Source organism: Pyxidicoccus fallax, assembly GCF_012933655.1.
Lineage (GTDB): Bacteria > Myxococcota > Myxococcia > Myxococcales > Myxococcaceae > Myxococcus > Myxococcus fallax.
Genome location: NZ_JABBJJ010000064.1, coordinates 1 through 25,925 on the forward strand (window position 1 = coordinate 1; position 25,925 = coordinate 25,925).

Below are 25,925 nucleotides of genomic sequence, written 5' to 3' on the forward strand. Positions count from 1 at the left end.
GGGCGGAGTGGGGCAATTGCGTTCCCCACGCGGGGAAGCGCGGCGCCTGACCCGCTGCCCCCGGGGAACGTCGGCCGTCGTGCTCGGAGGGCGCCTCGTGCGTCTGGCGGATGGGAACAAATCCACGGCGGATGCACGCAAGCGCGCCAGGGGCCGTGAAGGCATCTTCCGCGTCGCTCGCCGGGACATGTGGCCCCGGCAATCCCAGACACGAGGACGACGGACATGCCTTTCACGATGAAGCAGGTGGTGGTTTCGCTGTGCGCGGTGCTGGCGGTGGGGTGCGCGGGCTCGAAGGCGAGCCTGGTGGACGCGGACGTGGCCCGGTACACGAGCGACGCGAGCGGGTTCGACACGCACTCGTTCTTCTATGACACGGGCGCGGAGGTGGTGGTCTTCGACGCGCAGTTCACCGAGGCCGAGGCGACGAAGGTGCTCGCCGCCATCCGGGCGAAGACGGGCAACCCCATCCGTTACGTGGTCGTCACGCACCCGAACCCGGACAAGTTCAACGGGGTGGGGGTGTTCCAGCGCGAGGGCGCGAAGGTGGTGGCGAGCGAGGCCACCGCCGCGGCGATTCCCGCCGTGCACGCGTACAAGAAGTACTTCTGGGTGAACGTGGTGAAGGCCTTCACGGAAGAGACGTACCCGGCGCAGGCCAGGGTGGACGTCACCTTCCGCGGCACGTACGCGCTGCCGCTGGAGGGGGACGCGAAGGTGGAGCTGGCCGAGCTGAAGCACGCGGGCGTGGCCACGACGCAGACGGTGGCGTACGTGCCGGGGCGCAAGGCGCTCATCGTGGGAGACCTGGTGCACCACAAGGCGCACGCGTGGCTGGAGGGCGGCCTGCGCGAGGGTAACAAGGTGGTGCCGGACATGGCGGCGTGGAAGGCGGCGGTGGACGAGCTGGCGGCGTGGCCGGACGCCACGGTGTACGGCGGCCGGGGCGAGGCCGCGCCGGTGACGGAGGCCATCGCCGCGCAAAAGCGGTACCTGGACGGCATGGTGACGCTGGTGAACGGCTACGCGGCGGAGCTGGGAGCCCGCAAGGCGGAGTTGTGCGGTGACGCGGCGGCGCCGCACCACGCGGAGCTGCAGAAGCGCGCGGCGGCGGCCTTCCCGGAGTACGCGCTGCCGTACATGGTGGGGTACTCGGTGTACGGGCTGGTCAACCAGCTCGCGTGCGGCGGGTAGTCGCCTCGCTTCCTGTCACCGGATTGTCGGACCTGGAGTGGCCTGCTATCGAAGCGCTCCATGACCGACATGGCCCTCGAAGCGCTCTTCAAGCTCATCGATGAGGAGGGGCCGCTCCCCGCGAAGCTCTCCCCCGAGCTGCTCGAGGGCATCAAGCCAGGAGGGTCGTACAAGGGGTTCACGGCCCTCCACCTCGCGCTCTTCCTGGGGAACCTCGAGGCCGCCGCGCGGTTGCACGGCGCGGGTGCCAGCCTCGAGGCGAGGAACGAGAAGGGCCAGACCCCGCTCCTGTTCCTCGCGGAGCGCAAGGAGCCGAGCGCCGAGGAGGGAATCGCGTGGCTGCTCCAGCGCGGGGCCAATGCGAACGCGACGATGGGGTCGGGAGCGAACGCGCTGCACTTCGCGGCGCAGAATGCGGGCTTCTTCCCCGAGCACTACGTTCGCATTGGCCGGCTGCTGCTCGACGCGGGGACCCGGACCGAGGCGCGGACGAAGGCGGGACGTACGCCGCTGCATGTCGCCATCCCCAGCCACGGCGTCGAGTTCATGCGGCTGCTCGTGGAGCGCGGCGCCGACGTGAATGCCCAGACGGAGACGGGCGTGAGCCCACTGCACTTCGTCCCGGTGAACTACATGCGCTGGCGCGAGCTCGACGCGGAGCGACAGGGGGAGGAGGACCTCGGGCTCGATGCGGACGGCATCGCCCGGCGGTGCATCGAGACGCTGCTGGAGCTGGGCGCGCGCAAGGACCTGAAGACCTCCGAGGGGCTGACGGCCTACGAGTTCGCGCGGCAGGCCGACATGCCCGAGGAGATTGTCCAGTTGCTGCGGTAGGCGGGCGAAGGCCGAGGCGGCTCATCCGGCCCGCTTGCGCCTCCGAGGCGGTGCGGTGGCGTGGACGGGGAGCGTCACGCCCCGGGCGACGCGCTGGCGGAAGTCGCGGGGGCGCTCGCCGGTGAAGGCGGTGAAGGCGTGGGTGAAGGCGGCGAGGCTCTCGAAGCCCACGGTGTAGGCCGTCTGGGTGACGCGGGCGCCGTCCTCGGCGAGCAGCTCCATGGCACGCAGCATGCGGGCGTCGTGGAGGAAGCGGCGCCAGGAAGTACCGGCTTCTTCCTCGAAGCGGCGCGCGAGGGTGCGCTGGGACAAGCCCGCCGCCTTCGCCGCGCCGCCGAGCGTGACGGGACCGGCGAGGCGGGCCAGCGTGTACGCCATGGCGCGCTCCAGCTCGGGAGTCCGGGCGCGAGGCAGCCTCCACTCACGAGGCTCCGCGGCCCACTCCACGAGCAGGTGGGCGAGGGCGGAGAAGAAGCTCTCCGCCACCTTGTCGCGAGGCGCGCGCTCCGGTCCCCAGCGGGTGGAGTAGAGGAGCATCTCCCGCGCGAGGGGTGGCAGGACGAAGACGCGGCAGTCGCCCTCGGGAGCGGCGGGGACGTGCGAGGGCTCCAGGTACACGGTGCACAGCGTCGCGGGCTGCGTGGCGCTCACGCGGTGGCGGGTACCTCCGGCGAGCCAGGCGGCGCGCTGCGGTGGCAGCAACCACTGGGCCTCGGCCACCTCCAGGTGGAGCGCGCCGCTGGCGGCATAGAGGAGCTGGTGCCGGCGGTGGGTGTGCCAGCCGGAGGAGAAGGGCACCAGCTCGTCGGTGAGACAGAAGGTGGAGGCGGGCACCGCGTCCACTTCCACCAGGGGTCTGGGCACCTCGGGTTCTCCTCATCGTCCTCGGTTCTTCATGAGGGCTCGGGACGGGAGCATACGGCAACGGATGCCTCGAATAGTCGGCTCTGCGTGGCCACGAGTCCGCGGCGGAGTGTCTCTGCTGGTGACGCTCTGCTTTTGTGAGGAGACGCGAGCTTTCGATCAGGAATGCTTGTCGGTACTTTCGTGCGCATCGGGTGCACGACCGCGTGACCCGGGAGGCGCGCATGGTGGCGAAGTGTTGGTGGGTCCTGGTGCTCGTGCCATGGCTGGTGGGCTGTGCCAGCACGCGCGTCGTGCGGCTGAATATGGCTGAGGGAGCACCTCAGGCCTACCATACGGCGGTCTATGAACGGATCCGCGACGCGCTCGCCGGCTGTCGTGGTACCTCGCAGTGTCGAGATGCACTGGTCGACGCCTTGAGAGGACTCACCCGGGAACTCCTCACACCGGGCGGCAAGCTTCGGCGACTCGTCACCAAGGGGCAGGGAGAATGAGCAGGTCTTCGCGTTACTTCGCCCTCCGTCAGGATGTCTATGTTCCAGGGCGTTGGTATCTGGATGAGCCGGTCGATTCGGAAGGGAAGGAGCTGGAGGATATCTGGCAGTTCACCGAGGGCCATCCGGTGCAGGTCGAGCAACCTCTCTACGTGCCCTGTCATCGTGCCGGGAGGTCGCTCGACTTCTCCACGACGAGCGTGGGTGCCACGCCCATCCTTCATCCAAAGGTCGCGACTGTCTTCGAGGCATTCGCGCCTGATGACCTGCAAGTGCTGCCCGTGCGGGTCGAAGGGCAGGCGGAGCAATACTTCCTGCTCAATGTGACGCGACTGGTGAAGTGCATCGATGACAGCGCCTCGGAGGAGGTCCAGTACTGGAGGCCCGAGGATGGTCGACCCGAGAAGACAGGCAGGTACCGCTCCGTCCTGGGGCTGCGCATCGACAAAGCGCGCGTGGGTGATGCCAGGGTCTTTCGCACCTGGGGATGGACGGTGGCCCTCATCGTCGCCGAGGAACTCAAGGTCGCCCTGGAGCGAACGGGCGCCACCGGTATGAGCTTCACCGAGGTATAGGTCCGGAGTTCATTCCTACCCGCGTGGCCTGTCCGCCGCGGTCTCCGCCTCCGGCACGCCGCGCGCCCGGGACTCGCGGCGCTGCTGGCCCTGCGTGTCCGCGTAGCCCGTCAGCTCCACGTAGCCCCGGCCCGTCAGCGGCTTCCCCTCGCGCGAGCCCTCCAGGCCCACCGAGCCCTCCCAGTAGATGACGCTCACCGGCAGCTCCTGGTCCGCGAGCCTCGGTGTCACCGTGAGGTCCAGCCCCAACTTCTCCACATGCAGCCGCCACCGCGCCGGGTACTCGCCGCCGCTGCGAGGGCTCTTCCACGTGTCCAGCACCGTGAGCCGCACGTCCTCGCGAGACACCCGCACCGGCTCGCTGCTCCCCGAGCCCGCGGGAGGCACCCACATGCCCGAGCTGAACGGGTCCGCCGAGCCATCCTTGCGCCGGAGCTGGTAGTACATCAGCTCGCTCCCATCGGAGAGCTGCAGCGAGAACCAGTCCCAGCCCACCTGGTCCGCGCCGAGCGCGCTGGTGCTCCACTCGCGGTCCATCCAGCTCTCGCCCTTCACCTCATACGTCTTCCCATCCACCCGCACCGTGCCGCGCGAGGGCATCCGCGTCATCGAGTAGTAGTACGACGCATTGCCCCGCTCCGGCCCCTTCTGGCTCAAGCCCCGGTCACCCTGCAGCACCGGCGGCTTGCCCGGCTCCAGCAGCAGCTCCAGCGCCACCGCGTCCGTCTCCGCCCGCAGCCGCATGGGCCACGTGGACTCGCCGACGCTCGATGCCTCCCAGTCCTCCAGCCACACCTTGAAGGGCCGCGTGCTCGCGCCGGCAAGCTCCAGCGCGGAGCGGCTGAAGCGCTCGGCGGCCTGGAACCCGCCGCCCGCCACGTCCGTCACCGTGAAGTGCCCCAGGTACACCTGCCGCGCGCCCCATGCGGACGTGCGCGCGGGTGCTTCCGGCGCCAGCGCGCTGCGGAACAACGTGAACTGGTAGCCGAAGGCGCGCCCGTCCTCCGTCTCGAGGTTCCCCGTCCAGTACCACCACTCCGTGCGGAACTCCGGGTGCGGCCCGTGGTCCTCGGGGAACTGGAAGGGCCGCGGCTCCACCGCGCGCGCGTAGCCCTCCGTGGTCCCGGCGGCCTCGCCTCCGCCGAGCGCCCCCGTCACCGTGAGCGAGCCCCCTTGTGGCAGCTCGGGCGGGCGCGACTCATGCGTGACGACGACCACCACCACCGCCAGCGCCGCCAGCACCACCGCCGTTCCGATGACGAGCCCTCGACCGCCGCTCATGTCTCACTCCTCCCGCAGCGCGAGCGCGGGGTTGGCGCGCGCCATCTTCCAGGCCGGGTACAGCCCCGCCAGCGCCGACGCCACCAGCGCCAGCAGCATCGCCTGCACCAGCGTCTCCGGCGTCACCGCCAGCTGCAACGTCCACCCGAACGAGCGCTGGTTGATGACGTGCACCAGCACGTACGCCAGCGCCATGCCCAGCGGCACCGAGAACAGCCCCGCCAAGAGGCCCAACAGCCCCGTCTGCAGGGACACCAGTCCCCACAACTGCCCCGGCGTCAGCCCGGTGGCGCGCAGCACCGCCAGCTCGCGGGCCCGCTCCAGTTGCAGCGACATCAGCGCGCTCAGCACGCCCACGAAGGCCACACCGATGGCCAGCAGCCGGAGCACCTGCGTAATCGTGAAGGTGCGGTCGAACACCTCCAGCGAGGCCTGCCGCAGCGAGCGGTTGGCGCGCACCAGCAGCGTCTGCGTGTCCCCGGCCCGCTCGCGCACCGATGCCACCAGCGCGTCCACGTCCTGCCCGGGCGCCGCGTACAGCGCCACGCCGCTCACGCCCCGGTCGTCGAACCAGCGCTCATACGTGGTGCGCGGCATCAGCATCGTCCCCACGTCCGAGCCGTAGTCGAAGTACACGCCCACCACGCGGAAGTCGTGCGGCCCCTTGTCCGTGGCCAGCCGCACCGTGCCGCCCACGCGCACGCCGCGGTGGAAGCTGAAGGGCTCGGAGACGAGGAGGGTGTCGGGCGAGGACTCCAGCTCGCGCCACACCGTGTCCGGGTTGCCTTCCTTGAAGCGATAGGGCCGCGCCTGCGTCTGGGAGAAGTCGACGGCCAGCAGGTCCGTGGGCACGCCGTCCACGCGCGCGGAGGCCACGCGAAGGGTGCTGCTGCCGGCGACTCCCGGCGTCGCGCGCAGCCGCTCCGTCAGGCCGGGCACCAGCGTGGCGCCTCCCCGCCGCGCCACCAGCGAGGGCGGGGAGATGAACACGTCCGCCTGCAGCGACGTGTCCAGCCACGACACCACCGTGCCCCGGAAGCTGGACACCATGAGGCCCACGCCCACCGTGGTCGCCACCGCCACCATCAGCGCCGACAGCGCCACCGCCGTGCGGCTGAGACTCGTGCGCACGCTCCGCGCGGCCATGCTCCCCAAGAGGCCGAAGGTCGTCCCCAGCGGGAAGGCCGCCGCCGATGACAGCCGCTCCGTCACCCACGGCACCAGCAGCGCCGAGCCCAGCAGCACCGAGAAGAGGCCCCCGTACGCCGGCAGCAGCGCCTGCGTGGGCCACGACAAGAGCGCCGTGCCCCCGGCCAGCACCACCAGCCCCAGCACGGCCAGCTTCGGCGCGCGCGAGCGTGACACGTCCTCCAGCGTGGAGCGGCGCATCGTCGTCACCGGCGCCGAGCGCGCCGCCTCCCACGCGGGCACCAGCGCCGCCACCAGCGTGGCGCCCAGTCCCAGCACCAGCCCCTTGCCCAGCGTGAAGGGCTCCAGCGCGAGTCCGCGCACGCTCACCACGAAGTACAAGTCGTTGAACGTCTGCGTGACGAGCCCCACCAGCCCGCGCGCCAGCAGCACGCCCAGCAGCAGGCCTCCCACCGTGCCCACGGCGCCCAGCACCGCGGCCTCGCCCAGCACCAGCCCGAAGAGCTCGCCCCGGGTGATGCCCACCGCGCGCAGCCGGCCCAGCAGCCCGCGCCGCTGCACCACGGAGAAGGTCATCGTGTTGTAGATGAGGAACATCCCCACCACGAGCGCCAGCAGCGACAGCGCGGTGAGGTTGGTGCGGAAGGCCTTCGTCATCTGCTCCACCGTGCCCGCCCGGGCGGAGGCGCGCAGCAGCTCCGTCCCCGTGGGCAGCGTCGCCGCCAGCGCCTTCGCCTCGGCCTCGTCGCGCAGCCGCAGGTCCACGCGCGTCAGCCGCCCCACCTGCCCCAGCACCTCCTGCGCGGTGGACACGTCCGTGAGCACCAGCGCCTCCAGCGCCCGCGCGGTGTCCTCGTCCGACGGGTTCAGCAGCCCTGTCACGCGCAGCCGCTTCTCCACGCCCTCCACCCGCACCGGCAGCTCGCCCCCGGATGGCACGCCCAGCGCCTGGGCCGCGCGCGCGCTCAGCAGCACCGTGCCCGGCTCGGTGAGCAGCGCGCCCACGTCACCCATGGCCTCGCCCTTCGCGTAGTCACGGAAGGGCGCCTCCGCGAACGGGTCCACGCCCAGCACGGTGAGCGTGCGCCGGTCGCCCACCGCCGCCTGCACGTGCCCCTCCACCACTGGCGCGGACACCGGCGCGTCGCGGCGCAGGCGCAAGTCCCGGTACACGCCCTCGTCCAGGCCCGACGAGCCGCCCACCACCTGATGCGTGGCGCGGCCGGCCACCGCGTCCGTGGAGCGCTCGAAGGCGCGCAGCGCGCTGTCGCTCGCCAGATCAATGGACACCACCACCGCCACGCCCAGCGCGATGCCCAGGAGCGACAGCGCCGTCAGCCACGGGTGGCTGGCCAGGTGGCGCAGGCTGGAGCGGACCAGCAGCCCCTTCATCGCGCCGCCCTTCGCGTGTGCTCGCGCTCCACCAGCCGGCCGCCTTCCATCGACAGCACGCGGTCCGCGCGAGACACCAGCCCCGGCTCATGCGTGACGACCAGCGCGCACGCGTTGCCCTGTCGCGTGAGGCCCTCCAGCAGGTCCAGCACCTGCCGGCCCGTGGTCTCGTCCAGGTTGCCCGTGGGCTCGTCCGCCAGCAGCAGCGGCGGGGAATGGGCCAGCGCGCGCGCCACCGCCACGCGCTGCTGCTCGCCGCCGGACAGCCGGTCCGGGAAGCTGCGCGCCCGCGCGCGCAGGCCCACCCGCTCCAGCAGCTCCCGCGCCTTCTCCCCGGCCTTGGCGGAGACGTGCCCGTTCAGCTCCAGGGGCAGTCGCACGTTCTCCTCAACCGTCAGCGTGGGCAGCAGGTTGAAGGCCTGGAAGATGAAGCCCACGCGCTCGCGCCGCAGCAGCGTGCGCGCGCTCTCGCTCAGGCCGCCCAGGTCACGGCCGTCCACCCGCACTTCGCCGCGGGTGGGCACATCAATGCCGCTGATGAGGTTGAGCAGCGTGGATTTTCCCGAGCCGCTGCGGCCTAGCAGCACCACGAACTCGCCCCGGTGGAGGGAGAGCTGGACGCCGGAGAGCACCTCTCGGACGGTGTCTCCTTCGGCGTAGGCCTTGGTGACGTCACGCAGCTCGACGAGGGGAGGGGAGTCGGACGGAGGAGGCATTCGCGCCTCTTGAGATACACGGAGGCGCGGCGTGCCGCCGCGTTTTGTGGCCGTCCGCCTTCCGCTCAGGCGCCCGCGGCGGGTGCCTCCCAGCTTTCACCGTCCCGCCACTGCTCCAGGAAGCTCCCCAGCTCCGCCGCCAGCAGCGGGCCCGCCGTGTCGCGGGGAATGACGTGGTAGCCTTCGCGCAGCGACAGGACGCGCACCGACGGGGCCGACGTCAGCCGCCGGGCGAGCCACCGCCCGCCCTCCGGGTCCACCACGTGGTCCTGCTCCGCCACCGCCACCAGCGTGGGGCAGCGCACGCGCGTCACGTCCCGCACCGCCAGGTTCTGCAGCGTGCACAAGTCCCTCAGCCGGGCCACCGGGAAGGCCGGGAGGACGGGCGCTTCCGCCAGGGCCTCCGGGTCCGAGATGTCCGTGCCCGTCTTCTCCGCCCACGGGCGAGCCCACTCCAGGAGCGGCGTGCGCGCCAGCTGCCGGATGAGGAACATGCGCGGCCCGCGGAAGCGCACCGCCGGCGCCACCAGCGCCAGCGCCCGCACCTGCTCGGGGTGGCGCGCCGCCAGCCCCAGCGCCAGCAGCGAGCCCATGGACAGGCCCGCCACGAAGACGTTCCGGTGGCCGCTCAGTGCGTGCAGCGCATGCTCCGCCGCCGCCTGCCAGTCCCTCCAGGTGACGTGCAGCAGCGCCTGGGGCGTGGTGCCATGGCCCGGCAGCCGGGGCGCCACCGCGCGCATTCCCCGCGCCGCCAGGGCCTCGCCCAGCGGGCGCATGTCCCACGGGCTGCCGGTGAAGCCGTGCAGCAGCAAACACGCGTCCTCGCCCCCGCCCAGGTCGAAGGGCGCTGTCTTCCGCGGGTCCATGGCCTCTGGAATTGCGCTCACACCGTGACGCTGGCCACGAGAAGGCGCAGGCGCTATGCCCTCTGCCTCATGGCGGACACTCCGAAGCCCCCGGACGCGCAGCAACTGCAGATTCAAATCGATGAGGACGTGGCCAATGGTCAGTACGTCAACATGGCCCTGGTGAACCACTCCGACACCGAGTTCACCCTGGACTTCATCTACGTCCAGCCCCAGGTGCCCAAGGCCCGGGTGCGCTCGCGCATCATCACCAACCCCAAGCACATGAAGCGCCTGGTGGCGGCCATGCAGGACAACATCGCCCGCTACGAGGCGAAGTACGGCCCCATTCTCCCGCGCGACGACGACGGCGGGATGCACTGACGCGCACGCTCGCCGTGCGCCCCGCGACGGGGGCTCAGGGCTTGCCCTCCTTCGCCGCCTCCTGCTGCTGCTGCTTCTGCTCGGTGAGGTACGCGTCCACCCGCGACTTCAGGTGGGCGGCGAACTGCGGCTCCACCCGGCTCAGCAGCGCCCACTCGAAGTCGGTGGCGCGCAGCAGCGTGGGCTTCGTCGGGGACAGGGGCTCGCCCAGCACGTACACGCCCGCCTGCGAGGAGCCGCCGCCACCGCCCTTGTTCTCCTTGGCCTCGCGCTGGCCGGCGAAGGAGCCCGGGTGCGAGGGGGCCCGGCCGTTGGTGGTGTAGGCCATCCGGTACGCGCGAATCATGGTGCGCCCGTTGTCCAGCCGGTGCGCCTGCACCAGGATGCGAGACCAGCTCGCGCCGACGTCCACGTTGCCGCGAATCCGCCACGTCGTGTGCAGGTAGAGCGGGTCCGAGCTGGGCAGCAGCTCGTAGCCCTCCTCGACGAGCAGCTCCCGCGCCGTCGCCAGCAGCGACTCCGGCGGCAGCTTGTAGACGGCCTGGCTGGTGGTTCCCTCCAGCAGGTTCTGGCGCGGGTCCTTGGTCACCGCGCAGCCCGTGGCCCCCAGCAGGAGTCCAGCCGCCACCAGGAACGCGAAACGCCGACGCATGGCACACACCTTCGAGCCCCAACTCAGAAGGACCGCGTCCGGCGCTTTCGGGGCGCCACGGGCCGGACATTCCTGAGAACGCACCGAGGTTACGACACATATCGTAGCGTCGGAATTGTTCCTCAGTCGCAGCGGTAGCAGAGCGTCCGGGTTCCACCCGGGACCCAGGGCGCGGGGTGCTCCTGGCAGACCCTGCCGGGCAGCGCGTGGAGCCGCTGGACGCTGGCCTCCAGGCGGGGGAAGTCCGTGGCGAGGCGGCGATAGGTCTCCCAGTCCGCCGCGGACGCCTCCCAGAAGACGCAGGTGCCCGGCCCCTCCTTGACGGCGCCGTTCTCGAACACGGACCAGTGGCCGTTGCCACCGGCCCAGTCGGCCGGCTGCCAGCCCAGCGCCGCATTGGAGAAGTTCAGCCGGGGCCAGGACGACGTCAGCAGTCCACCGAAGCGCTTGCCGCTGTCGCGCAGCACCCGCCGGATGAGGGCGATGGACTCCCGGTCCTCCAGCGCGTCGTTCATGGTGAAGGGCGGCTGGCCGCGCACGCGCTCCTCATACGACGGCGTGTACGCCTTGAAGGAGCGGCCCCACCCGCGCGTCACCTCCACGAGCAGGACGGCGACGAGCACCGCCAGCGCCACGCTCCATGCCCGGGCGCGAGGGGCCTGGGCCTTCCACGCCAGCAGCGCGCCGAACCGGGCGCTGGCGACGAGCATCGCGGCGCCCAGCAGCAGCACCAGCGCGTGCAGCCCGTACTTCAGGATGTAGTAGTCGACGGGCAGCTTCGCCTGGAAGTAGGCGAGCTGCACCGCGGCGTTGACGCCGGCGAACAGCAGCGCGAAGTCGAGCAGCCTCCGCTCCACGCCGTCCCCGCGCGGAATGAGGAAGCGCACGACGAGCAGCCCCGCCACCGCCCAGGACTGCACCCGCAGCGCGCGCTCGTGCGCGTGGGGCACGAAGCCGCCACCGGAGTGCGCCAGGGGCAGCAGCCGCCAGTACGCGTACGCCGCCGCGCCCAGCAGCGCGAGCGCCACCAGCCACGCCCAGGGCCGGTACCTCCGGCCGAGCGACGCCGTTCCCTCCAGCGCCACCAGCACGCCGCAGGTGAAGAGGAAGTCGCCCAGGTTCAACCCATAGGTGTACCGGTAGAAGACCGTGAACACCGCGAGCGCGAAGCACCGGGCCCAGGCCGACGCGGGCAGCGCGTAGGCGAGCCACGCCAGCGCCAGCGGCACCAGGCCGAAGAGGTGCGCATAGAAGCCCTCTCCCTGGTGGTAGTGCAGCAGCCGCAGCAGGAGGAACGGCCAGGCGAACGCGGTGGCCGCCAGCATCGCCACCTGCGCCACCACCGCGGCGCGTCCGGAGCGCGACAGGCGCCCGACGGCGGCCTCCAGCCCCACGACGAGCGCCACGGCGAGCACCCCGGGCACCAGGTAGAAGGCGGCGCGGAAGCTGGCGAACGTGTCCAGGCCGAGCAGCCGCTCCAGCAGGTGCGTCAGCGTGTGGAAGAAGGTGAAGCCCTGGTAGATGCCGGGCGAGTGCGTGAGGAACTCGGCCCGCAGCGCGACGTGGTTGCCGGCGTCGCCCCCGCCCAGGCTCACCAGCCCGCCCATGACGGAGATGCCCAGCATCCGCCACGTCACGCCCAGGGCCACGGCGAGGTAGAGCGCCTGGACTCCGGCGAGCAGCCCGTGCGTCGGCCACACCCGGCGGGCCGCCAGGGCCTTCCAGGTGACGGCCAGGGCCAGCGCGGCCCCGAGCACGGCCCCCACCCACAGCGGCAGCTTCAGGGCCGCCCGCAGCACCCCCGCCAGGGCGGCGGGCAGCAGCCACGTCGTCAGGAGGAGCAGCAGCGGCCCGAGCCCGCGAGGAGGCTCCGCGTGAGGAGGGCTGGATTGCGGGTCGAGGGTGTCCGGCACTGTGCGCGGCTCCTACCCCATGTCCGCGAGCCCGCCAACGTTCGCGCCCGACTCGTGGTCACCCGGGGTGTCGTATCTTCGCGCACAGGAATCGCCAAGGCCTTGGACAGCTTGGACGGGCGGGCGCAGACTTCCGGCCACCGTGCTCCGAATCCTCGCGCCGCTCCTCGTGCTGCTGTGTGCGTCCGCCGCCTCCGCCCAGTGCCTGGGGGACGGGGTGCAGCTGTTCCCCGCGCCGGGCGCCATCGTCCCCACCAACACGCGCTTCCTGCTGGAGGGCGTGGGCACCGCGCGCTCGCAGGTGGCGGCGCTGGTGGGCAAGACGCTCCGGCTGGTGTCGGACAATCACACGGTGGAGGTGAAGGCGCAGCGCGGCTGGGAGAGCAGCCTGGGCCGCGTCACCGTCGTCCTCAAGGCGGCCGGGAAGCTGGAGCCGGGCACGCGCTACGCGCTGCGCGTGGACGAGGTGCTGCCCAACGTCATGCTGCTCAACGGCCACGGCAGCACCGTGGTGCCCGAGTGGCGCACCGGCAAGGGCCCCGACGCCAGCCCTCCTCGCTGGCTGCGCAAGCCCGCCGTCTCCGAGGGCCTCCTGCGCCGCACGCCCCAGGGCACCACCCGCTTCGTGCGGCTCAACCTGTCGCTGCGCGAGGACAGCCCCGCCTACCTCGTGGTGAAGCTGGAGTCGCGCCGCCCCGGGCCCGCCGTGCAGCAGTACGTGGTGCCCGTCCACAACAACACCGCCTTCATCGGCCACGAGGCGTGCAGCGGCACCTTCGCCATGGAGGACGGCCGCAGCTACCGCGCCCGCATCCAGGCCTTCGACGCGGCCGGGCAGCCGGCCCCGGGCGTGCCTCCCGTGGACTTCGAGGCTCCCGCGGAGTAGGGGAGGGGCGCATGACGACGGTGGATGTGGAGAGCCTCAAGCAGCGGATGACGGCCTTCATCCAGGGGCTGCAGGACGACATCTGCGGCGCGCTGGAGCGGCTGGACGGCCAGGCGCGCTTCCGTGAGGACGCCTGGAGCCGCCCCGGCGGCGGCGGCGGACGCAGCCGCGTGCTGGAGGACGGCGCCGTGCTGGAGAAGGCTGGCGTCAACACGTCGGTGGTCTTCGGCGAGCTGGAGGCGCAGTTCGCCCAGAAGCTCCAGGGCGAGGGCCGTCACTTCTGGGCGGGCGGGATGTCGCTGGTGCTGCACCCGCGCAACCCCCACGTGCCCACCGTGCACGCCAACTACCGCTTCATCCACCAGGGCGGGAAGGCGTGGTTCGGCGGCGGCGCTGACCTGACGCCCTACTACCTCTACGAGGAGGACGCGGCGCACTTCCACCGCACGCACAAGGCCGCGTGCGACAGGCACGACGCCGCGTACTACCCGCGCTTCAAGGACGCCTGCGACAAGTACTTCTACCTGCGCCACCGCGAGGAGACGCGCGGGGTGGGCGGCATCTTCTTCGAGAACATGGGCGGAGACCTGGAGCGCGAGTTCGCCTTCGTCCAGGACTGCGGCCGCGCCTTCCTGGCCGCGTACCTGCCCATCGCCGAGCGGCGCAAGGACACGCCCTTCACGGAAGCGCAGCGCTTCTGGCAGGAGGTGCGGCGCGGGCGCTACGTGGAGTTCAACCTCGTCTATGACCGGGGCACCGTCTTCGGCCTGGAGACGCGCGGGCGCACCGAGTCCATCCTCATGTCGCTGCCGCCGCAGGCCCGCTGGCGCTATGACTTCCACCCGGACCCGGGCACCTCGGAGGCCCGGCTGGTGGAGGTGCTCCGACAGCCGCGGGACTGGGCGGGCCACGGAGGCTGACCGGGCATGTCCTCGCGCAAGAAGCTCGCCCTCATCCTCTCCGTCGTCGCCGTCGCCGTCGTGGGCCTCGCCGTCTGGGGCTGGCTCTACTACCGGGGCATGCGCGCGCTGGGCGAGGGCCTGGCCACCGGCGACGGCCGGGGCGGCGGCCTCTTCCGGGCGGAGAAGCCCACGGACACCGAGGCGCGCGTCAACCTGCTCGCGCTGTGTGACGCGGTGCAGAGCTACCGCGACGAGCACGGCACGTACCTCACCGCGGGCCCCACGCCGAAGGAGGTGCCGCGCGGCGGCGAGCTGGTGGAGTTTCCGAAGGAGGAGCCCTTCCAGCACATCGGGTTCGACCCGGGCGAGAAGGTCCGCTTCCAATATGAGGTGACGGTGCAGGAGAGCCCGGTGGGAGAGCCCGAGGTGTCGTGCCTGGCGCGCGGCGACTTCGACGGCGACGGGCAGAACGCCGTGTACCGCGTTCGTCTGGATTCGAACGGAATGACGTCCCCCATCGAGGTGGAGCGCGAGGGCGAGTAGCCCCGGGGCGCAACCTCGAATTCACCCCGCCCGAGAATCCGGGAAATGGGGCACATCGGCGACATCAAGGGCCCACGCGGCAGGTCGGGTGAGACCTGGGTGGGCCCGCGTCCCCAGGCGCCGACGCGCGAGGGCCCGAAGACGCCTTCTGGTGGCACGGCCTTCCTCGCGGATGGCATGGAGCCGGCGGTGACCTCCGGTGAGGGGACACGCATCGTCCGCTCGCCCTTTGCTCCGCCGATGGAGGGCACCCGTCTCACTCCAGCGGACGGCACGCACGCCGAGGCCGCGCAGGGTGGCGGCACTCCCGAGGACGCCACGACTTCCGACGCACCCGTGGGCGAGGAGGCGCGGGGCGGCCGCCTCGTCCTGGCCGATGGCCCTGGCGGAGAGGGCACGCGCGTCGTCCGCATTCCACTCCCACGCTCCGATGCACCGCGTGGCGGTACGGGCGCCCCGGCCGGTTCCGGTCCGGACACTTCCAAAATGCCCGGTAACGGCACGCCCCTTTCGCTTGCGTTAGGCTCGGCGCCTCCTTCCCTTCCGGCTGGTGAGGCATCCCTCATGTCCTCCTTCCGAATCCCGTCCGCCCTCACGAGCCTCCTTCCCTCGCTGGTTGGAGGTCCGCGCCCCCAGGGCCCCACGCCCCCGGTGCCCGAAGGGCCCCCGTCCACGCGCCCGGGACGGGGTGACAACTTCGCCGCCCAGCAGCAGCAGCAGATGGGGCGTCCGACGCTGGTGGGCGACGCGCGCCCGCCGGTGAAGTCCGTGGAGGAGCTGGTGCCGCCCGGCCTGGAGCAGGTGGAGGGCCAGGAGGAGCTGGGCCTCCGCTTCACCTCCGACGCCGCGCTGCTGGCCGCGCACCTCAAGCCCTCGCAGCTCTCCGGCTCCGAGCGCGCCAACCGCCTGTGGGCCTTCTACGCCGCCTATGCCGAGGCCGCCGCCGGCAAGCCTCCTCAAGAGGAAGCCAGGGCCGCCTTCCGGGAGGGGCTCGAGAGCCAGGGCTTCGCCGAGCTGCGCGACGCGAACACCGGGCAGGATGGCGTGGAGCGCGGCCTGTGGGTGCTGGCCTCCCGCACCCCGGAGGAGGCCCGCGAGCGCGCCGCCAGCGTCCGCCTGGAGCCTCCCCCGGATGTCCGCCACTCGGAGGCCGCCGCCCGAAAGGACGCCCCGACCGCCGAGCGGGCGAGCGACCCGGCCCTCGCCCTCCAGGCGGGCGCCCGTCACGCCGAAGCCATGCGGGGCATGGCCGTCCCCGTCGCCCTGGAGGCCCGGAAGTCGGAGGACGAGGAGGAGGACGACCCGTCGAAGCCCCGGCGCGACCGCCACCGCGACCGCAAGCTGGGGAAGATGATGCTCTGGAACGTCCTCCACCGCTTCCGCTCGGACCCCGAGGACGGCGCGGTGGCCCAGGCCCAGTGGGACAGGGCGACTTTCGGCGCCGTGCTGGCCCTGGCGGCCATCGCCCTCATCGTCATCGCGCTCGTGAGCCTCTAGGGCCGCCCACCAGTAAACCCCCCGGTAGCGCGAAACTCCTTGGCGGGCGCCGGCTTGTGGTACGTTGCCGCACCCATTGGCCACCGACGACCTCACACTCGTCAAGCGCGTCCGGAGCGGCGACCAGCGCGCATTCAAGCTCCTCGTCGAGCGTTACCAACGCAAGGTGTACGCCGTTGCGCTGGGCATGCTGAAGGACAAGGAGGAAGCGATGGACGTCTCCCAGGAGGCGTTCGTCAAGGTCTACAAGTACCTGGACCACTTCAAGGGCGACTCGTCCTTCTACACCTGGCTCTACCGAATCACGGTCAACATCTGCATCGACGTGATTCGCAAGCGCGGCGGAGGCGGTGAGGCCGTCGAGTTCGACGAGTCCCAGGCCATGGACCTGTCCGAGGCCCGCATCGGCGCGCTCGGCAGCCGCCTGGGCACCAACCCCCAGAAGAGCGCCCTGCGCCGCGAGCTGGCCGAGAAGATTCAGGAGGCCCTGGCCACCGTGCCCGAGAAGCACCGCGCCATCCTCCTGCTCCGGGAGATCGAGGGAATGTCCTACGAGGACCTCTCCCGGACCCTGGAAATACCCAAGGGCACGGTGATGAGCCGCCTGTTCCATGCCCGGGCCAAGGTGCAGAAAATCCTGAGTGAATACCTGGAGTTGGACGAGGCCAAGAGCGGCGTGGGGAGTGAGTGAGCGGGCCTCGAATATCTGAGGGAGGCGTGCGTCACACGGTGCGCACCCCCCACCAGGAAGCAGGGTGATGGATATGGCCGGAAATCCCGCGTGTGAGCAATTCGTACCGAGGCTCTCCCCGTACGTCGACGGAGAGCTGACCCCCGCGGAGCGGGTGACCGTGGAGCGGCACCTGTCCGCGTGCCGGGACTGCACGGGCCGCGCCGCGGACCTGCGCGCTGAGTCGGGCCTGCTGCGCGTGGGCCTGGACATGGCCGTGGACGATGTCGACTTCAAGGACTTCGCCCAGAAGGTCATGGCCCGGGTGACGCCGGAGCGGCCGCCGCTCCTGGAGCGCCTGAAGCTGAGCCTGTCGGAGATGTTCCTCTACCAGCGCACCGCGATGATTTCGTCGCTGGCCACCGCGGCCGTGCTGGTGGCGGTGGGGCTGCCGCTGCTCATGAGCGACCGGGCGCCGGAGGGCTACGCGGCCGAGCGCATGACGGTGAAGGCCATCCAACCCTATGAGAATGCCCGCGTTGCGCCGGTGGTGATGGAGACCGACAACGGCGGTACCATCATCTGGCTGGTGGACGAGGAGACGCGGGACGGCTCGTCCCCTGGCTCGGAAGACGAGGAGTTGGAGGAGGAGATTGGCGGCGGCATGTCGCCGGACGGCGCGGGGACGAAGAAGCCCGCGCGCCCGGCGACGGACGCCCCCCGGCCGTCGGGAGGTACCCTGTGAGAATGCACGTGTCGTCGTGGCTGGCGGTGGTGGGGCTGGTGCTGATGCTGCCGTGGGTCGCCAGCGCCCAGGAGCAGAAGGTCCAGGTGCAGGTGGAGGTGGTGCTCGCCTCCATGAAGGGCTCCGAGGTGGAGCCCCCCGAATTGGCGAAGATGAAGGAGCAGTTCCAGAAGCAGAACTTCAACTTCACCTCCTTCAAGCGCCTGTCACTGGAGGTGCTGGAGGTGAACGCGAAGAAGTCCGCCGAGGTGAAGCTGCCCAGCGGCACCAACGCGACGCTGCAGCTGCTGGGCATGAAGGACGGCATCGCCACGGTGCGCGTGGCCATCCCCCGCCAGCCCACGCTGGACGTGGAGCTGGGCCGGCAGGGCGCCGTCTACCAGAAGGCCGGCAAGTACGTGGGCGGGGAGCTCATCCTCGTCCTCTCCCCGCCCGCGAAGTAGTCACTTCCCGAAGCACCCCGGCGAGGCCCCTCAGGCGGCGCGGTGGACGGCGACGTCCCGCGCCCGGGGGGCTTCGTCGTCTTCCAGCAGCTCCACGTCCACGATTTCCACCTCCATGTCGAGGTCCACGTCCTCCTCCATGGCGGCCACGCGCGGAGGCGGGGCCTGGTGCGCGGCGGCGGGCTCCTCGGCGCGCTCGCGCTCCAGGTGGATGCGCAGCCCGTCGAACATGGTGTCGAAGGCCGTGTAGATGCGGTCCACCATGGCGAGCGCGTCGGCGCGCACCTCGGGGGACAGCTCCATGGCCTCCAGCTCCGCCGCCAGCTCCTGCTCGAACATGGCGTGCTGCGCCTCGGCCTGCATGTGGTGGTCGGAGAAGTACTTCAGCCGCTCGTCGGCGCCCTGCGCCGCGGAGATGACGGCGGTGCGGCCGAAGAAGACGTGGCTGGTGGACTCCAGCGCCCACAGCAGGACGATGCGCAGCCGGTCATCCACGGGGCGGTACACCTCGCTGATGATGGCGTAGGCCGCGTCGCGCGTCTTCACGTGGGCCTTGCCGTACATGGCGCCGATGCTCAGCGAGCCACCGGTGAGCGCGGCGATGTCGTCCTCGAACCACTGGTCGTGCCCGCCCTCCTCGGCATGGTGCCGCGTGGCGAGCGCCTTGAGGTGCGCGTCCTGGATGAAGTGCGCGTTGAGCCGCAGCACGTCCTGGAAGGTCATCACCCAGAAGGTCAGCCGTGGCGCGAACGCCATCACCTGCTCAATCGGGCGGTCCATCCTCAAGTCGGAGAAGAACGGGTGTGAGGCGAACCGCGCCTCGCGCACTGCGATGTGTTGGAGCACGGCCTTCATGGGGTGGTTCCTCACGGGTGAAAGCCCCCCGCTCCGGCCTGGCGGGGGAGTCAGGGACTCAGGCCCGCCGCGGGGAGTCGTGCGGGCGCAAAAGGCGTGCGGCGTGGACTACCAGTTGATGGTGTACGTGCAGGCGCCGTCTCCCCTCCGCCGGCAGCTCTTGGGGTCATGTTCAATACGCACCCAGAGAGAATCCTTGGGGCGGAACCTGTCACCAATGGCTTCGATGAGCCCGAGGTCCAGGTCGCAAGGATAGGGATTGTCGCAGGCCATCCGCGCGTTGCGCTTGTCCACCGGCTCGAAGCGGTAGCCACCGATGCCACCGCGGCCGCGGTGGTTCATCCGGTACGCCATGTCGATGGCGCGCAGGCCCTTCTCCAGCGTGTCGATGTCCGGCGGGAAGTGCGCGCTGTCCGGAATCTTCCGGCCGATGGTGCGCACCGTGCTCGGGCCAATCTTCTCGAACACGAGATTGAACGCCTTGAGGAGGGCAGGCATCGGGTACCAGGTGTCCGCCTTCAGGGGAGAGATGCCGTTCTCGGCGAGGATTCGCAGCGCACGCGACTGCGCGAGTTCCATTCCATTAACGATGGCCAGAATGGATTGCCCGATGACTTCGACGCCGGCGAACGCCTCGGGCCGCAACGACGATGCCGTGACTGGAGCGGAAATCTTCAATTCCATACGTGTACGCCCTCGAGTGAGTGCGAGACATTGAAGCGGCTTTTTCCAGTTTTTTCAAATTGCTTTGCATGTCTGTAATTTTCCGGAAGAGGACCTAGGGGGTATCCGCAGGAGCAATTCCGACCCGCGCGGCGTGTGATGGCGCGCTCGTGCGCGAGGTACCGCCGGGCGTGCGAGCCCGAGGGGAATGTCGGAGGTGGGCCTCGGTGTCGGGAGGGCGTGTACCCGGCACGTGTCGTGACGCGCTTTCAGTGGCATTCACAGACATCCAGTGCGGCTGTGTTCGCACATGGGAATCAGGTGTTCGTGCATGCGACACGGTGTGTGCACGGCGCGGGTGTGTGTCACTGCGGGGCCCGCGGGAGGCGGGATTCGACGTGGCGGCGCGGTGTTGGCGAGCGAACACATTCGCGCGGCGAGCCACGCGGCTTCGGAAGTCGCGCGGGGTGGTGGGGGCGCGCACGTGGCCGCGGCCCTGGCGCGCGGCCGCGGGGCCCACGGTGGTGGCGGGCGCGCGGCGCCAGCGCGCCGGGCGTGGGCAGGAGGCGCCCACGGTGGTGGCGGACGCGTGGTGGCGGCGGGGCGTGGGCAGGAGGCACCCACGGGGAGGCGGACGAGCGCGCCTGCGAGGTTCGCAGGGCGAGCGTGCGAATCCGGCACGCGGACTGTGCGGATTCGGCACGCGGGCCGTGATGGATGCCCGGCGGTGGTGCCGGAGCACCGCGCGGAGGGGGCGGCGCCGGGCGCGATTCCACGCGGACGGAAGTCGTTTCGTCCTGCTTTCCGGTGGGGGCCTGAAAAAAGGTCAGTCTTTCCGCCATGGGGAGAGGCCGAGCAGGCGGGCAGCCCTTGTCATCTCAAGGGCTTGGCGCTCGGCACGCGCGTTGCTCTGAGGGTTGGGCGTGCAGGGCGGCGGCGGCGGGCTGATCGCAGGACAGGCAGACCCTCAACCTTGGAGATGAAATCATGGCGAAGACGACTCAGCGTGGGCAGGTCATCCGTCGTAAGGCCCGGCAGGTGAAGGTGACGACGGCGCGGGCGGTGAAGGGTGCCGGCCGGAGCGCGCGTCAGGTGCAGGTGACGCTGGGCGACCTCATCGCGGCGGCGTTCGACACGGTGGGCGGCGAGGTGAAGAAGGTGGCGCAGGTGGTGTCCTCCAAGGACATGACGCTCGCCACCGGCAAGCACATCGTCTTCGTTGGCTGACGCGCCGGTCCGGGACGTGCGCCACTTCGTGGCGCCTGGGCGTGTGGCGGCGGCGGCGTGAAGGGGACATCAGGGTGAGACGCGTCATCATTCCCGGACGGAACTGTTGGACGGTGGAGGAGGTCAGCGACGCGGGAGTTCTCGTGGACGCTCGCGCCTACTACCGGGAGCTGTACCGGGCCGCGCAGAAGGCCCGACGCTACATCGCGATTACCGGCTGGCAGTTCGACAGCGACGTGGCGCTCCTGCGAGGCGAGGACCTCGGCGAGGCGCGCGGCGAGGTGCGACTGCTGCCCATGCTGGACGAGCTGTGCCGCGCCAACCCGGAGCTGCACGTCTATGTCCTGGCCTGGGACTTCAGCCTGCTGCTCGCGATGGAGCGCGAGTGGATGCAGCACCTCATCTTCAACTGGACCACGAACGAGCGCGTGCGCTTCCGCTTCGATGCGTCCAGCCCGCTGTACGGGGCGCATCACCAGAAGCTGGTCGTCATCGACGGCGCGGTCGCCTTCACCGGCGGCATGGATGTCTGTGATTGCCGCTGGGACGACCGCGACCACCCGGTGCGCTCGCCCCTGCGCTGTGACAGCGGAAGGGATCCGCATGGCCCGTACCATGACGTGCAGTCGGTGCTGACGGGCCCGGTGGTGGACAAGCTGGCGGAGCTGTTCGAGGCGCGCTGGGCGCACGCGGGCGGAGGCGAGCTGCGGCTGCCGAAGGTGTTGCGCGACGACGTGGACTTCCGCGCGAGCATCCCGGCCCCTCCGGGGCCCGTGGCGCTCAGCCGCACCTTTGGCAAGACGCTGCTGCCGCCGCAGGAGGCGGTGCAGGAGGTGCGCGCGCTGTACCTCGACGCCATCGAGTCCGCCGAGCGCTTCATCTACATCGAGAATCAATACTTCTCCTCGCGCGCCATCTACCAGGCGCTGGTGAAGCGCATGCGCGAGCCGGGGCGCGGCCGGCTGCAAATCATGCTGGTGCTGCCGCAGCAGCCCGAGGCGCTGCGCGAGCAATTGGCCATGGGCATCGCCCAGGTGCGCCTGCTGCGCTCGCTGGAGCAGGTGGCCAAGGAGATGGGCCATGCCTTCGGCGTGTACTGCTCGGCGGGGCGCAACGACGCGGGTACGGACGTCTACACGTACATCCATTCCAAGGTGATGGTGGTGGACGACCGGTTCCTCACGCTCGGCTCGGCCAACACCACCAACCGCAGCCTGGGCCTGGACTCGGAGCTGAACCTGAGCTGGGAAGCACAGGAGGACGGCGACGCGGTGTCGCGCGCCATCCGCCGCATCCGCGTGTCGCTGATGGCGGAGCACGCGGGGCTGGAGGGCGTGGAGTCGCTGCGCGTGCTGGCGCGGGCGGACGGCGGGCTCGTGGACTGGCTGGACGGCGTGTCCGCGGCGGGCCTCCACCGGCTGCGCCCGCACCCCATGGAGACGGTGTTCGACCAGAGCCCGCTGCTCAAGTCGCTGGAGCCCGAGGAGCTCATCATCGACCCGGAGGACTCCGTCCTCGACGAGTCCCTCTTCGAGGCGCTGCACCGCGCCGAGGACGGGCTGTTCGCGTCCGGCATCCGCCTGCTGTCGCGCTGGCTGGTGGGCACGAGCACCGAGCGCCCGCACCGCGCCATCTGCCCCGTCACGGAAGAAGAGGACGGGCGGTCCGCGGGCGGTTGAGCGGCGCCTGGGGGAGCAGGGCGGTGCCGGGCGCCTGGATGCTCGCCCGCCCTGGGACGGGCCCGAAGGCGCGGGCCCGTCCGCCGGGTTGTACCTGCCCTGATGGTCGCCACCTTGTTGGGAGAACAACTCTCGCAAGGAGATTCCCACATGAAGCTTCCACTGATGGCGGCGCTGGCTGCTCTCACGTTCTGGGGCTGTTCGAGCCAGTCGGCCAACACGCGGGCGGATGACGCGACGGGTGGCTCGGGGCAGACGGCGCAGTCCGACTCCCTCCAGGGCACGCCCGGCGATGAGGCGCGCGAGCAGGCGAGGGACGACGAGGAATCCCAGGAGAGCCCGCTCGAGGCGTCCGACGTGGTGGACAACGAGCGCCGGGACCGCATGGACGCGCCCACCGTCTATGACGGCGAGGCCACGGGCGGCAGCGGCAGCGACAGCTCCGTGACGACGAAGGACGGCGAGAAGTGGGACGTCATGGAGGAGCCGGGTGTGGACCGCGAGCCCAACCGCGGTGACAAGGAAGAGGCGACGGGCGGCTCCGGCGCGGCCGGTGACAACGACAGCAGCGACAACTCCGGCGACAACACCGGCGGCGTGAGCGGCGGCGGCGGGCAGGCGGGCGGCTCTGGCGGCGGTGGTAGCGGCTCCGGCGGCGGCGGCTCCGGCGGTGGCGGCGGCGGTGGTGGCGGCGGCCTCTAATCCCCCATCGAAGTAGTCCGCGGCACGTGTCACCCGCCAGGTTCCCGGGCCCCGGTGGGTGCGTGTGCCGACGGACCGCAGTGTCACCCATACGTGACCAGGGTCGGTTGCTTCGCCTCGCGGCGGGGCCGGGTAGACTCGGGGGACGATGACTGGCGCCCCCCTCTTCGCCCTTCTTGCCCTGGTGTCCACGCAGCAACCCGAGGCCAGCTCCACGATAGAGGAGATGCCCTCGGACGTGGAGCAGTCCGGAGGTGCTCCGGCTGGCGGCCCTTCGTCCGTGACGAAGGCGCGGCTGGACGAGCCCGCGCCTCCGGGCAGTTCCCGCGGCGGAGATGGCTTCGGCTTCAGCGCGCAGCTGGAGGCGGGCGGGCTGAGCCTTCCGTCGGGCACACCGGACGGCGGACAGGACCTGTTCGCGCGGGTGTACCCGTCGCTGGGCCTGACGAGGGGCGAGTCGTTCGTGCTGCGGCTGGGCGCCAACCTGCGCCTGCGCATGGTGGACGAGGAGCCGAAGCAGACGGACAGGGACTACGGCGCGCAGCTGCGCCGCGAGGACTGGGACGAGCTGAGCGACGCCGGCCAGGTGGTGCGCATGCTGCGCATCGGCCAGGAGGGCCGGCCCTTCTACCTGCGCGTGGAGCCCTTCGTCGAGGAGACGCTGGGGCGCGGCTACATCGTCGGCCGCTACAGCAACGTGCTGTCTCCGGACTACCACCCCGCGGGCGGCTCGCTGACGCTCGTGAAGGGCGCGGTGCGCGCGGAGCTGCTGGCCAGTGACGTGCTCGCCGCGCGCATCTTCGCCGGCGAGCTGCTGCTCGACATCGGCCGCATGGCCAGCGAGGACGCGAAGCGCTTCGACCGCTTCCTCCTGCGCCTGTCCGGCGCGCACGACGCGGGCCGCGCGGGCGGCAGGACGCCGAACCTCACCCTCGTCTCCGTGGGCGGTGACTTCGCGCTCTACAAGGGCGAGCGCCTGCGGGCGTGGGCGCTGCTCGCCGGTGGCGGGCGCTTCACGCAGGACTACTCGCCGGCCTTCGGCGGCCTCCTGGGGCTCGCGCTGGAAGGGCAGACGTCGAGCGGCACGCAGCTCAGCCTCACGCTGCAGGGCCGCCGGCAGGGCGGCCGCTTCCGCTTCGGCATGTTCGGCCCGGACTACGAGCTGGGGCGCTTCTCCGGCGCGGGCCTGTCGGAGACGCCCATCGCCGACGAGGAGCTGGAGTCGGGCTTCTCCGGCTACATGGAGCTGAGCGTGGCGAAGGGCGGGCCGAACCAGCTCATGCTGCTGGGCAGCGTGGCGGCGCAGTACTACGGCTTCGGCCGCACCGACGCGGACGTGTCCGCGGGCTTCGAGCTGCCGGGAGCGAGGACCCGAGCGCTCGTGCGCGCGGTGCTGACGGCGCTGGGGGACAGGCCGCGTTATTCGGTGAGCCTGGAGGTTCGCCAGCGTGTCCTCAATTACCTGTATGCATGGGGCTCGGGCGGCACCGTGCACTTCCCGCAGGCCGACGGCCGGCTGGAGCGCGGCGTCACCATGGGCGCGGGCGTGGGCATGGACTTCCAGCGCTGAACGGCGCCGCGTCCCGGGAGGTGGGCGATGAGGACTTCCGGGGCGTGGCTCGTGGTCGCGGTGCTCGCGGGCGTCTCCGCCGTGGCGTGGGGCGCCGACGCGCTGGACCTGAGAAGGGACTATCTGCGCGCGCTGGAGCGGCTCGAGGAGGACCGGGCCGGCTCACTGGAGCGCGTGTTCGAGAAGGGCAACGCCGCGGCGAGCGCCCTACGTGAGTCCGCCGCGCGGCGGGACGGCGGGACGGAGTGGTTCCCAGCGCATGCGTTCCTGCGAGGCTTCTCCAACGGCTTCGTCGAGGGCGCGCTGGCCATGGGCCCGGACCCGCGCTTCTTCCGGGAACTCGCGCACCAGCGCGGCACGGCGGTGGACCAGGAGTTCTTCGAGCTGTTCGCCGACACCTACTTCGCCGATGGCGTCACCCGCCGGTACACCGTGCCCCGCTCGGAGGACTCCGTGTGCCACGTCTTCGACAGCCCGGACGTGGGGCCCCTCTACCGAAAGTGGACGCGCTTCTGGGCCACGTACCCGCGCGCGTACGCGGACGCCGTGGACCGCGAGATTCGGGCGCTGGAGGACATGGTGGCCGTGAGCACCTGTGCCTGCGGCGGCCCCGAGTCCGTGGAGGCCGGGCTGGAGCGCTTCCTGAAATCATTCCCGCGCTCGCCCGTAGTCCCCCAGGTGCGCGCCCGGCTGGAGCGTCTGCGCGCGGGCACCAGCGACTTCCGCTTCCGCTGCCCCACGGGCTGAGGACGCTGTCCACCGCGCCCCCGCTCCCCTGACGGAACCTCCCGCGCTCGGCTTGACTACGGCTGTAGTCACGCGTACCTTGCTTGGTGACTACAGTTGTCGTCACGGGAAGGTCCATGATGAAGCCGTTGGGCGAACAGGAGCTGGCGGTGCTGCGGTACGTGGCGGAGCACGGTCCGGCCACGGTGGGCGAGGTGGCCGAGCGCTTCGGTGAGCCGCAGGGGCTGGCGCGTTCCACCATCCTGACGGTGATGGAGCGGCTGCGGCAGAAGGGGTACCTGACGCGGCGCAAGGTGGAGGGCGTGTACCAGTACGCCTCGCCGGTGCCGGCGTCGGAGCTGCTGCGGGACGTGGTGGGGGACTTCGTGCAGCGGACGCTGTCCGGCTCGTTGTCGCCGTTCGCCGCATACCTTTCGGAGGCCGAGGACGTGACGGACGAGGAGCTGGCGCAGCTCCAGGACGTCGTGGCGCGGCTTCGCTCGAAGAAGCGGAAGGAGTAGCCA

General features: G+C 71.1%; 26 protein-coding genes. 17 read left to right on the forward strand and 9 right to left on the reverse strand.

Translation table 11 applies throughout. The features are described 5' to 3' along the window. Nucleotides 1-225 precede the first annotated feature (225 nt). The gene (locus HG543_RS15830) at nt 226-1,194 is read left to right on the forward strand and encodes an MBL fold metallo-hydrolase (RefSeq protein WP_169345603.1); all 969 of its coding nucleotides are present in this window, start codon (nt 226-228) and stop codon (nt 1,192-1,194) included. A gap of 60 nt (nt 1,195-1,254) precedes the next feature. Then, nucleotides 1,255-2,028 carry an ankyrin repeat domain-containing protein gene (locus HG543_RS15835; protein WP_169345604.1) on the forward strand — a complete coding sequence of 258 codons (774 nt, stop codon included), beginning with the start codon at nt 1,255-1,257 and terminating at the stop codon, nt 2,026-2,028. A gap of 21 nt (nt 2,029-2,049) precedes the next feature. On the opposite strand, the gene HG543_RS15840 is transcribed toward HG543_RS15835, so the two are convergent. Further along, the gene (locus HG543_RS15840) at nt 2,050-2,892 is read right to left on the reverse strand and encodes a helix-turn-helix domain-containing protein (protein WP_169345605.1); all 843 of its coding nucleotides are present in this window, start codon (nt 2,890-2,892) and stop codon (nt 2,050-2,052) included. Nucleotides 2,893-3,382: 490 nt separating this feature from the next. Here HG543_RS15840 and HG543_RS15845 point away from each other — a divergent pair, with 490 nt between their 5' ends. Continuing rightward, nucleotides 3,383-3,961 (forward strand): imm11 family protein, encoded by a 579-nt coding sequence (locus HG543_RS15845; RefSeq protein WP_169345606.1) that lies wholly within the window; start codon nt 3,383-3,385, stop codon nt 3,959-3,961. A gap of 15 nt (nt 3,962-3,976) precedes the next feature. Here the strand turns inward: HG543_RS15845 and HG543_RS15850 are convergent, their stop codons facing one another. The 4 genes from HG543_RS15850 to HG543_RS15865 all read right to left on the reverse strand — a co-directional run bounded on the left by HG543_RS15850 (nt 3,977) and on the right by HG543_RS15865 (nt 9,365). Continuing rightward, nucleotides 3,977-5,242, reverse strand: a complete 1,266-nt coding sequence (locus tag HG543_RS15850) for a lipocalin-like domain-containing protein (RefSeq protein ID WP_169345607.1) — start codon at nt 5,240-5,242, stop codon at nt 3,977-3,979. Nucleotides 5,243-5,245: 3 nt separating this feature from the next. Continuing rightward, entirely contained in the window at nt 5,246-7,783 is a 2,538-nt protein-coding gene (locus HG543_RS15855; protein ID WP_169345608.1) for an FtsX-like permease family protein, read from the reverse strand. Beyond that, nucleotides 7,780-8,499: an ABC transporter ATP-binding protein gene (locus HG543_RS15860; RefSeq protein ID WP_169345609.1), complete on the reverse strand. Its 720-nt coding sequence runs from the start codon at nt 8,497-8,499 to the stop codon at nt 7,780-7,782. Before HG543_RS15860 ends, HG543_RS15855 begins: the two co-directional genes overlap by 4 nt. A gap of 65 nt (nt 8,500-8,564) precedes the next feature. Then, entirely contained in the window at nt 8,565-9,365 is an 801-nt protein-coding gene (locus tag HG543_RS15865) for an alpha/beta hydrolase (protein ID WP_169345610.1), read from the reverse strand. Between the two features lie 69 nt (nt 9,366-9,434). Here HG543_RS15865 and HG543_RS15870 point away from each other — a divergent pair, with 69 nt between their 5' ends. After that, entirely contained in the window at nt 9,435-9,728 is a 294-nt protein-coding gene (locus HG543_RS15870) for a DUF3467 domain-containing protein (RefSeq protein WP_169345634.1), read from the forward strand. Nucleotides 9,729-9,762: 34 nt separating this feature from the next. On the opposite strand, the gene HG543_RS15875 is transcribed toward HG543_RS15870, so the two are convergent. Both HG543_RS15875 and HG543_RS15880 read right to left on the reverse strand, forming a co-directional pair. After that, complete coding sequence (locus HG543_RS15875; protein ID WP_169345611.1) at nt 9,763-10,380, reverse strand: hypothetical protein; 618 nt, start codon at nt 10,378-10,380, stop codon at nt 9,763-9,765. Nucleotides 10,381-10,502: 122 nt separating this feature from the next. Beyond that, the gene (locus HG543_RS15880) at nt 10,503-12,293 is read right to left on the reverse strand and encodes a hypothetical protein (protein WP_169345612.1); all 1,791 of its coding nucleotides are present in this window, start codon (nt 12,291-12,293) and stop codon (nt 10,503-10,505) included. A 142-nt stretch (nt 12,294-12,435) separates the two neighbouring features. On the opposite strand from HG543_RS15880, the gene HG543_RS15885 reads away from it, so the two are divergent. From HG543_RS15885 to HG543_RS15915, 7 genes are all read left to right on the forward strand, one after another. Beyond that, nucleotides 12,436-13,179: a hypothetical protein gene (locus HG543_RS15885; RefSeq protein ID WP_169345613.1), complete on the forward strand. Its 744-nt coding sequence runs from the start codon at nt 12,436-12,438 to the stop codon at nt 13,177-13,179. 11 nt (nt 13,180-13,190) lie between these two features. Then, complete coding sequence (hemF, locus tag HG543_RS15890) at nt 13,191-14,099, forward strand: oxygen-dependent coproporphyrinogen oxidase (protein ID WP_169345614.1); 909 nt, start codon at nt 13,191-13,193, stop codon at nt 14,097-14,099. A 99-nt stretch (nt 14,100-14,198) separates the two neighbouring features. Then, the gene (locus HG543_RS15895) at nt 14,199-14,624 is read left to right on the forward strand and encodes a hypothetical protein (protein WP_371876537.1); all 426 of its coding nucleotides are present in this window, start codon (nt 14,199-14,201) and stop codon (nt 14,622-14,624) included. A gap of 564 nt (nt 14,625-15,188) precedes the next feature. Continuing rightward, a complete protein-coding gene (locus HG543_RS15900; RefSeq protein ID WP_169345616.1) occupies nt 15,189-16,121 on the forward strand; it encodes an Immediate early protein ICP0 in 933 nt (310 codons plus the stop codon). Nucleotides 16,122-16,197: 76 nt separating this feature from the next. Continuing rightward, the gene (locus tag HG543_RS15905; protein WP_169345635.1) at nt 16,198-16,812 is read left to right on the forward strand and encodes an RNA polymerase sigma factor; all 615 of its coding nucleotides are present in this window, start codon (nt 16,198-16,200) and stop codon (nt 16,810-16,812) included. Between the two features lie 73 nt (nt 16,813-16,885). Continuing rightward, entirely contained in the window at nt 16,886-17,536 is a 651-nt protein-coding gene (locus HG543_RS15910; RefSeq protein ID WP_169345636.1) for an anti-sigma factor family protein, read from the forward strand. After that, nucleotides 17,533-17,979, forward strand: a complete 447-nt coding sequence (locus HG543_RS15915; protein WP_371876573.1) for a hypothetical protein — start codon at nt 17,533-17,535, stop codon at nt 17,977-17,979. Before HG543_RS15910 ends, HG543_RS15915 begins: the two co-directional genes overlap by 4 nt. Nucleotides 17,980-18,009: 30 nt before the next feature. Here HG543_RS15915 and HG543_RS15920 read toward each other — a convergent pair whose 3' ends face one another. Together HG543_RS15920 and HG543_RS15925 are read right to left on the reverse strand one after the other, a co-directional pair. Further along, the gene (locus HG543_RS15920) at nt 18,010-18,834 is read right to left on the reverse strand and encodes a hypothetical protein (RefSeq protein WP_169345617.1); all 825 of its coding nucleotides are present in this window, start codon (nt 18,832-18,834) and stop codon (nt 18,010-18,012) included. A 108-nt stretch (nt 18,835-18,942) separates the two neighbouring features. Further along, nucleotides 18,943-19,518, reverse strand: coding sequence for a hypothetical protein (locus HG543_RS15925; RefSeq protein ID WP_169345618.1), 576 nt, complete (start codon nt 19,516-19,518; stop codon nt 18,943-18,945). A gap of 966 nt (nt 19,519-20,484) precedes the next feature. Between HG543_RS15925 and HG543_RS15930 the strand changes: the two genes are divergently transcribed. The 6 genes from HG543_RS15930 to HG543_RS15955 all read left to right on the forward strand — a co-directional run bounded on the left by HG543_RS15930 (nt 20,485) and on the right by HG543_RS15955 (nt 25,922). Then, on the forward strand, nt 20,485-20,724 hold the full coding sequence (locus tag HG543_RS15930; RefSeq protein WP_169345619.1) for a chaperonin: 240 nt from the start codon (nt 20,485-20,487) through the stop codon (nt 20,722-20,724). A 74-nt stretch (nt 20,725-20,798) separates the two neighbouring features. Continuing rightward, nucleotides 20,799-22,403, forward strand: coding sequence for a phospholipase D-like domain-containing protein (locus HG543_RS15935; RefSeq protein ID WP_169345620.1), 1,605 nt, complete (start codon nt 20,799-20,801; stop codon nt 22,401-22,403). Between the two features lie 150 nt (nt 22,404-22,553). Beyond that, complete coding sequence (locus tag HG543_RS15940) at nt 22,554-23,105, forward strand: hypothetical protein (RefSeq protein ID WP_169345602.1); 552 nt, start codon at nt 22,554-22,556, stop codon at nt 23,103-23,105. A gap of 148 nt (nt 23,106-23,253) precedes the next feature. Next, on the forward strand, nt 23,254-24,675 hold the full coding sequence (locus HG543_RS15945) for a hypothetical protein (protein ID WP_169345621.1): 1,422 nt from the start codon (nt 23,254-23,256) through the stop codon (nt 24,673-24,675). 27 nt (nt 24,676-24,702) lie between these two features. Continuing rightward, nucleotides 24,703-25,422, forward strand: coding sequence for a hypothetical protein (locus HG543_RS15950; protein WP_169345622.1), 720 nt, complete (start codon nt 24,703-24,705; stop codon nt 25,420-25,422). 116 nt (nt 25,423-25,538) lie between these two features. Further along, a complete protein-coding gene (locus HG543_RS15955) occupies nt 25,539-25,922 on the forward strand; it encodes a BlaI/MecI/CopY family transcriptional regulator (RefSeq protein ID WP_169345623.1) in 384 nt (127 codons plus the stop codon). Nucleotides 25,923-25,925 lie beyond the last annotated feature (3 nt).

What these genes read in the sequence shown, in the direction of transcription:
- HG543_RS15830 (WP_169345603.1), top strand. Translation starts at nt 226, where the DNA reads ATGCCTTTCACGATGAAGCAGGTGGTGGTTTCGCTGTGCGCGGTGCTG.
- HG543_RS15835 (WP_169345604.1), top strand. Translation starts at nt 1,255, where the DNA reads ATGACCGACATGGCCCTCGAAGCGCTCTTCAAGCTCATCGATGAGGAG.
- HG543_RS15845 (WP_169345606.1), top strand. Translation starts at nt 3,383, where the DNA reads ATGAGCAGGTCTTCGCGTTACTTCGCCCTCCGTCAGGATGTCTATGTT.
- HG543_RS15850 (WP_169345607.1), bottom strand. Translation starts at nt 5,242, where the DNA reads ATGAGCGGCGGTCGAGGGCTCGTCATCGGAACGGCGGTGGTGCTGGCG.
- HG543_RS15855 (WP_169345608.1), bottom strand. Translation starts at nt 7,783, where the DNA reads ATGAAGGGGCTGCTGGTCCGCTCCAGCCTGCGCCACCTGGCCAGCCAC.
- HG543_RS15860 (WP_169345609.1), bottom strand. Translation starts at nt 8,499, where the DNA reads ATGCCTCCTCCGTCCGACTCCCCTCCCCTCGTCGAGCTGCGTGACGTC.
- HG543_RS15865 (WP_169345610.1), bottom strand. Translation starts at nt 9,365, where the DNA reads ATGGACCCGCGGAAGACAGCGCCCTTCGACCTGGGCGGGGGCGAGGAC.
- HG543_RS15870 (WP_169345634.1), top strand. Translation starts at nt 9,435, where the DNA reads ATGGCGGACACTCCGAAGCCCCCGGACGCGCAGCAACTGCAGATTCAA.
- HG543_RS15875 (WP_169345611.1), bottom strand. Translation starts at nt 10,380, where the DNA reads ATGCGTCGGCGTTTCGCGTTCCTGGTGGCGGCTGGACTCCTGCTGGGG.
- hemF (WP_169345614.1), top strand. Translation starts at nt 13,191, where the DNA reads ATGACGACGGTGGATGTGGAGAGCCTCAAGCAGCGGATGACGGCCTTC.
- HG543_RS15895 (WP_371876537.1), top strand. Translation starts at nt 14,199, where the DNA reads ATGCGCGCGCTGGGCGAGGGCCTGGCCACCGGCGACGGCCGGGGCGGC.
- HG543_RS15900 (WP_169345616.1), top strand. Translation starts at nt 15,189, where the DNA reads ATGTCCTCCTTCCGAATCCCGTCCGCCCTCACGAGCCTCCTTCCCTCG.
- HG543_RS15910 (WP_169345636.1), top strand. Translation starts at nt 16,886, where the DNA reads ATGGCCGGAAATCCCGCGTGTGAGCAATTCGTACCGAGGCTCTCCCCG.
- HG543_RS15920 (WP_169345617.1), bottom strand. Translation starts at nt 18,834, where the DNA reads ATGAAGGCCGTGCTCCAACACATCGCAGTGCGCGAGGCGCGGTTCGCC.
- HG543_RS15925 (WP_169345618.1), bottom strand. Translation starts at nt 19,518, where the DNA reads ATGGAATTGAAGATTTCCGCTCCAGTCACGGCATCGTCGTTGCGGCCC.
- HG543_RS15930 (WP_169345619.1), top strand. Translation starts at nt 20,485, where the DNA reads ATGGCGAAGACGACTCAGCGTGGGCAGGTCATCCGTCGTAAGGCCCGG.
- HG543_RS15940 (WP_169345602.1), top strand. Translation starts at nt 22,554, where the DNA reads ATGAAGCTTCCACTGATGGCGGCGCTGGCTGCTCTCACGTTCTGGGGC.
- HG543_RS15945 (WP_169345621.1), top strand. Translation starts at nt 23,254, where the DNA reads ATGACTGGCGCCCCCCTCTTCGCCCTTCTTGCCCTGGTGTCCACGCAG.
- HG543_RS15950 (WP_169345622.1), top strand. Translation starts at nt 24,703, where the DNA reads ATGAGGACTTCCGGGGCGTGGCTCGTGGTCGCGGTGCTCGCGGGCGTC.
- HG543_RS15955 (WP_169345623.1), top strand. Translation starts at nt 25,539, where the DNA reads ATGATGAAGCCGTTGGGCGAACAGGAGCTGGCGGTGCTGCGGTACGTG.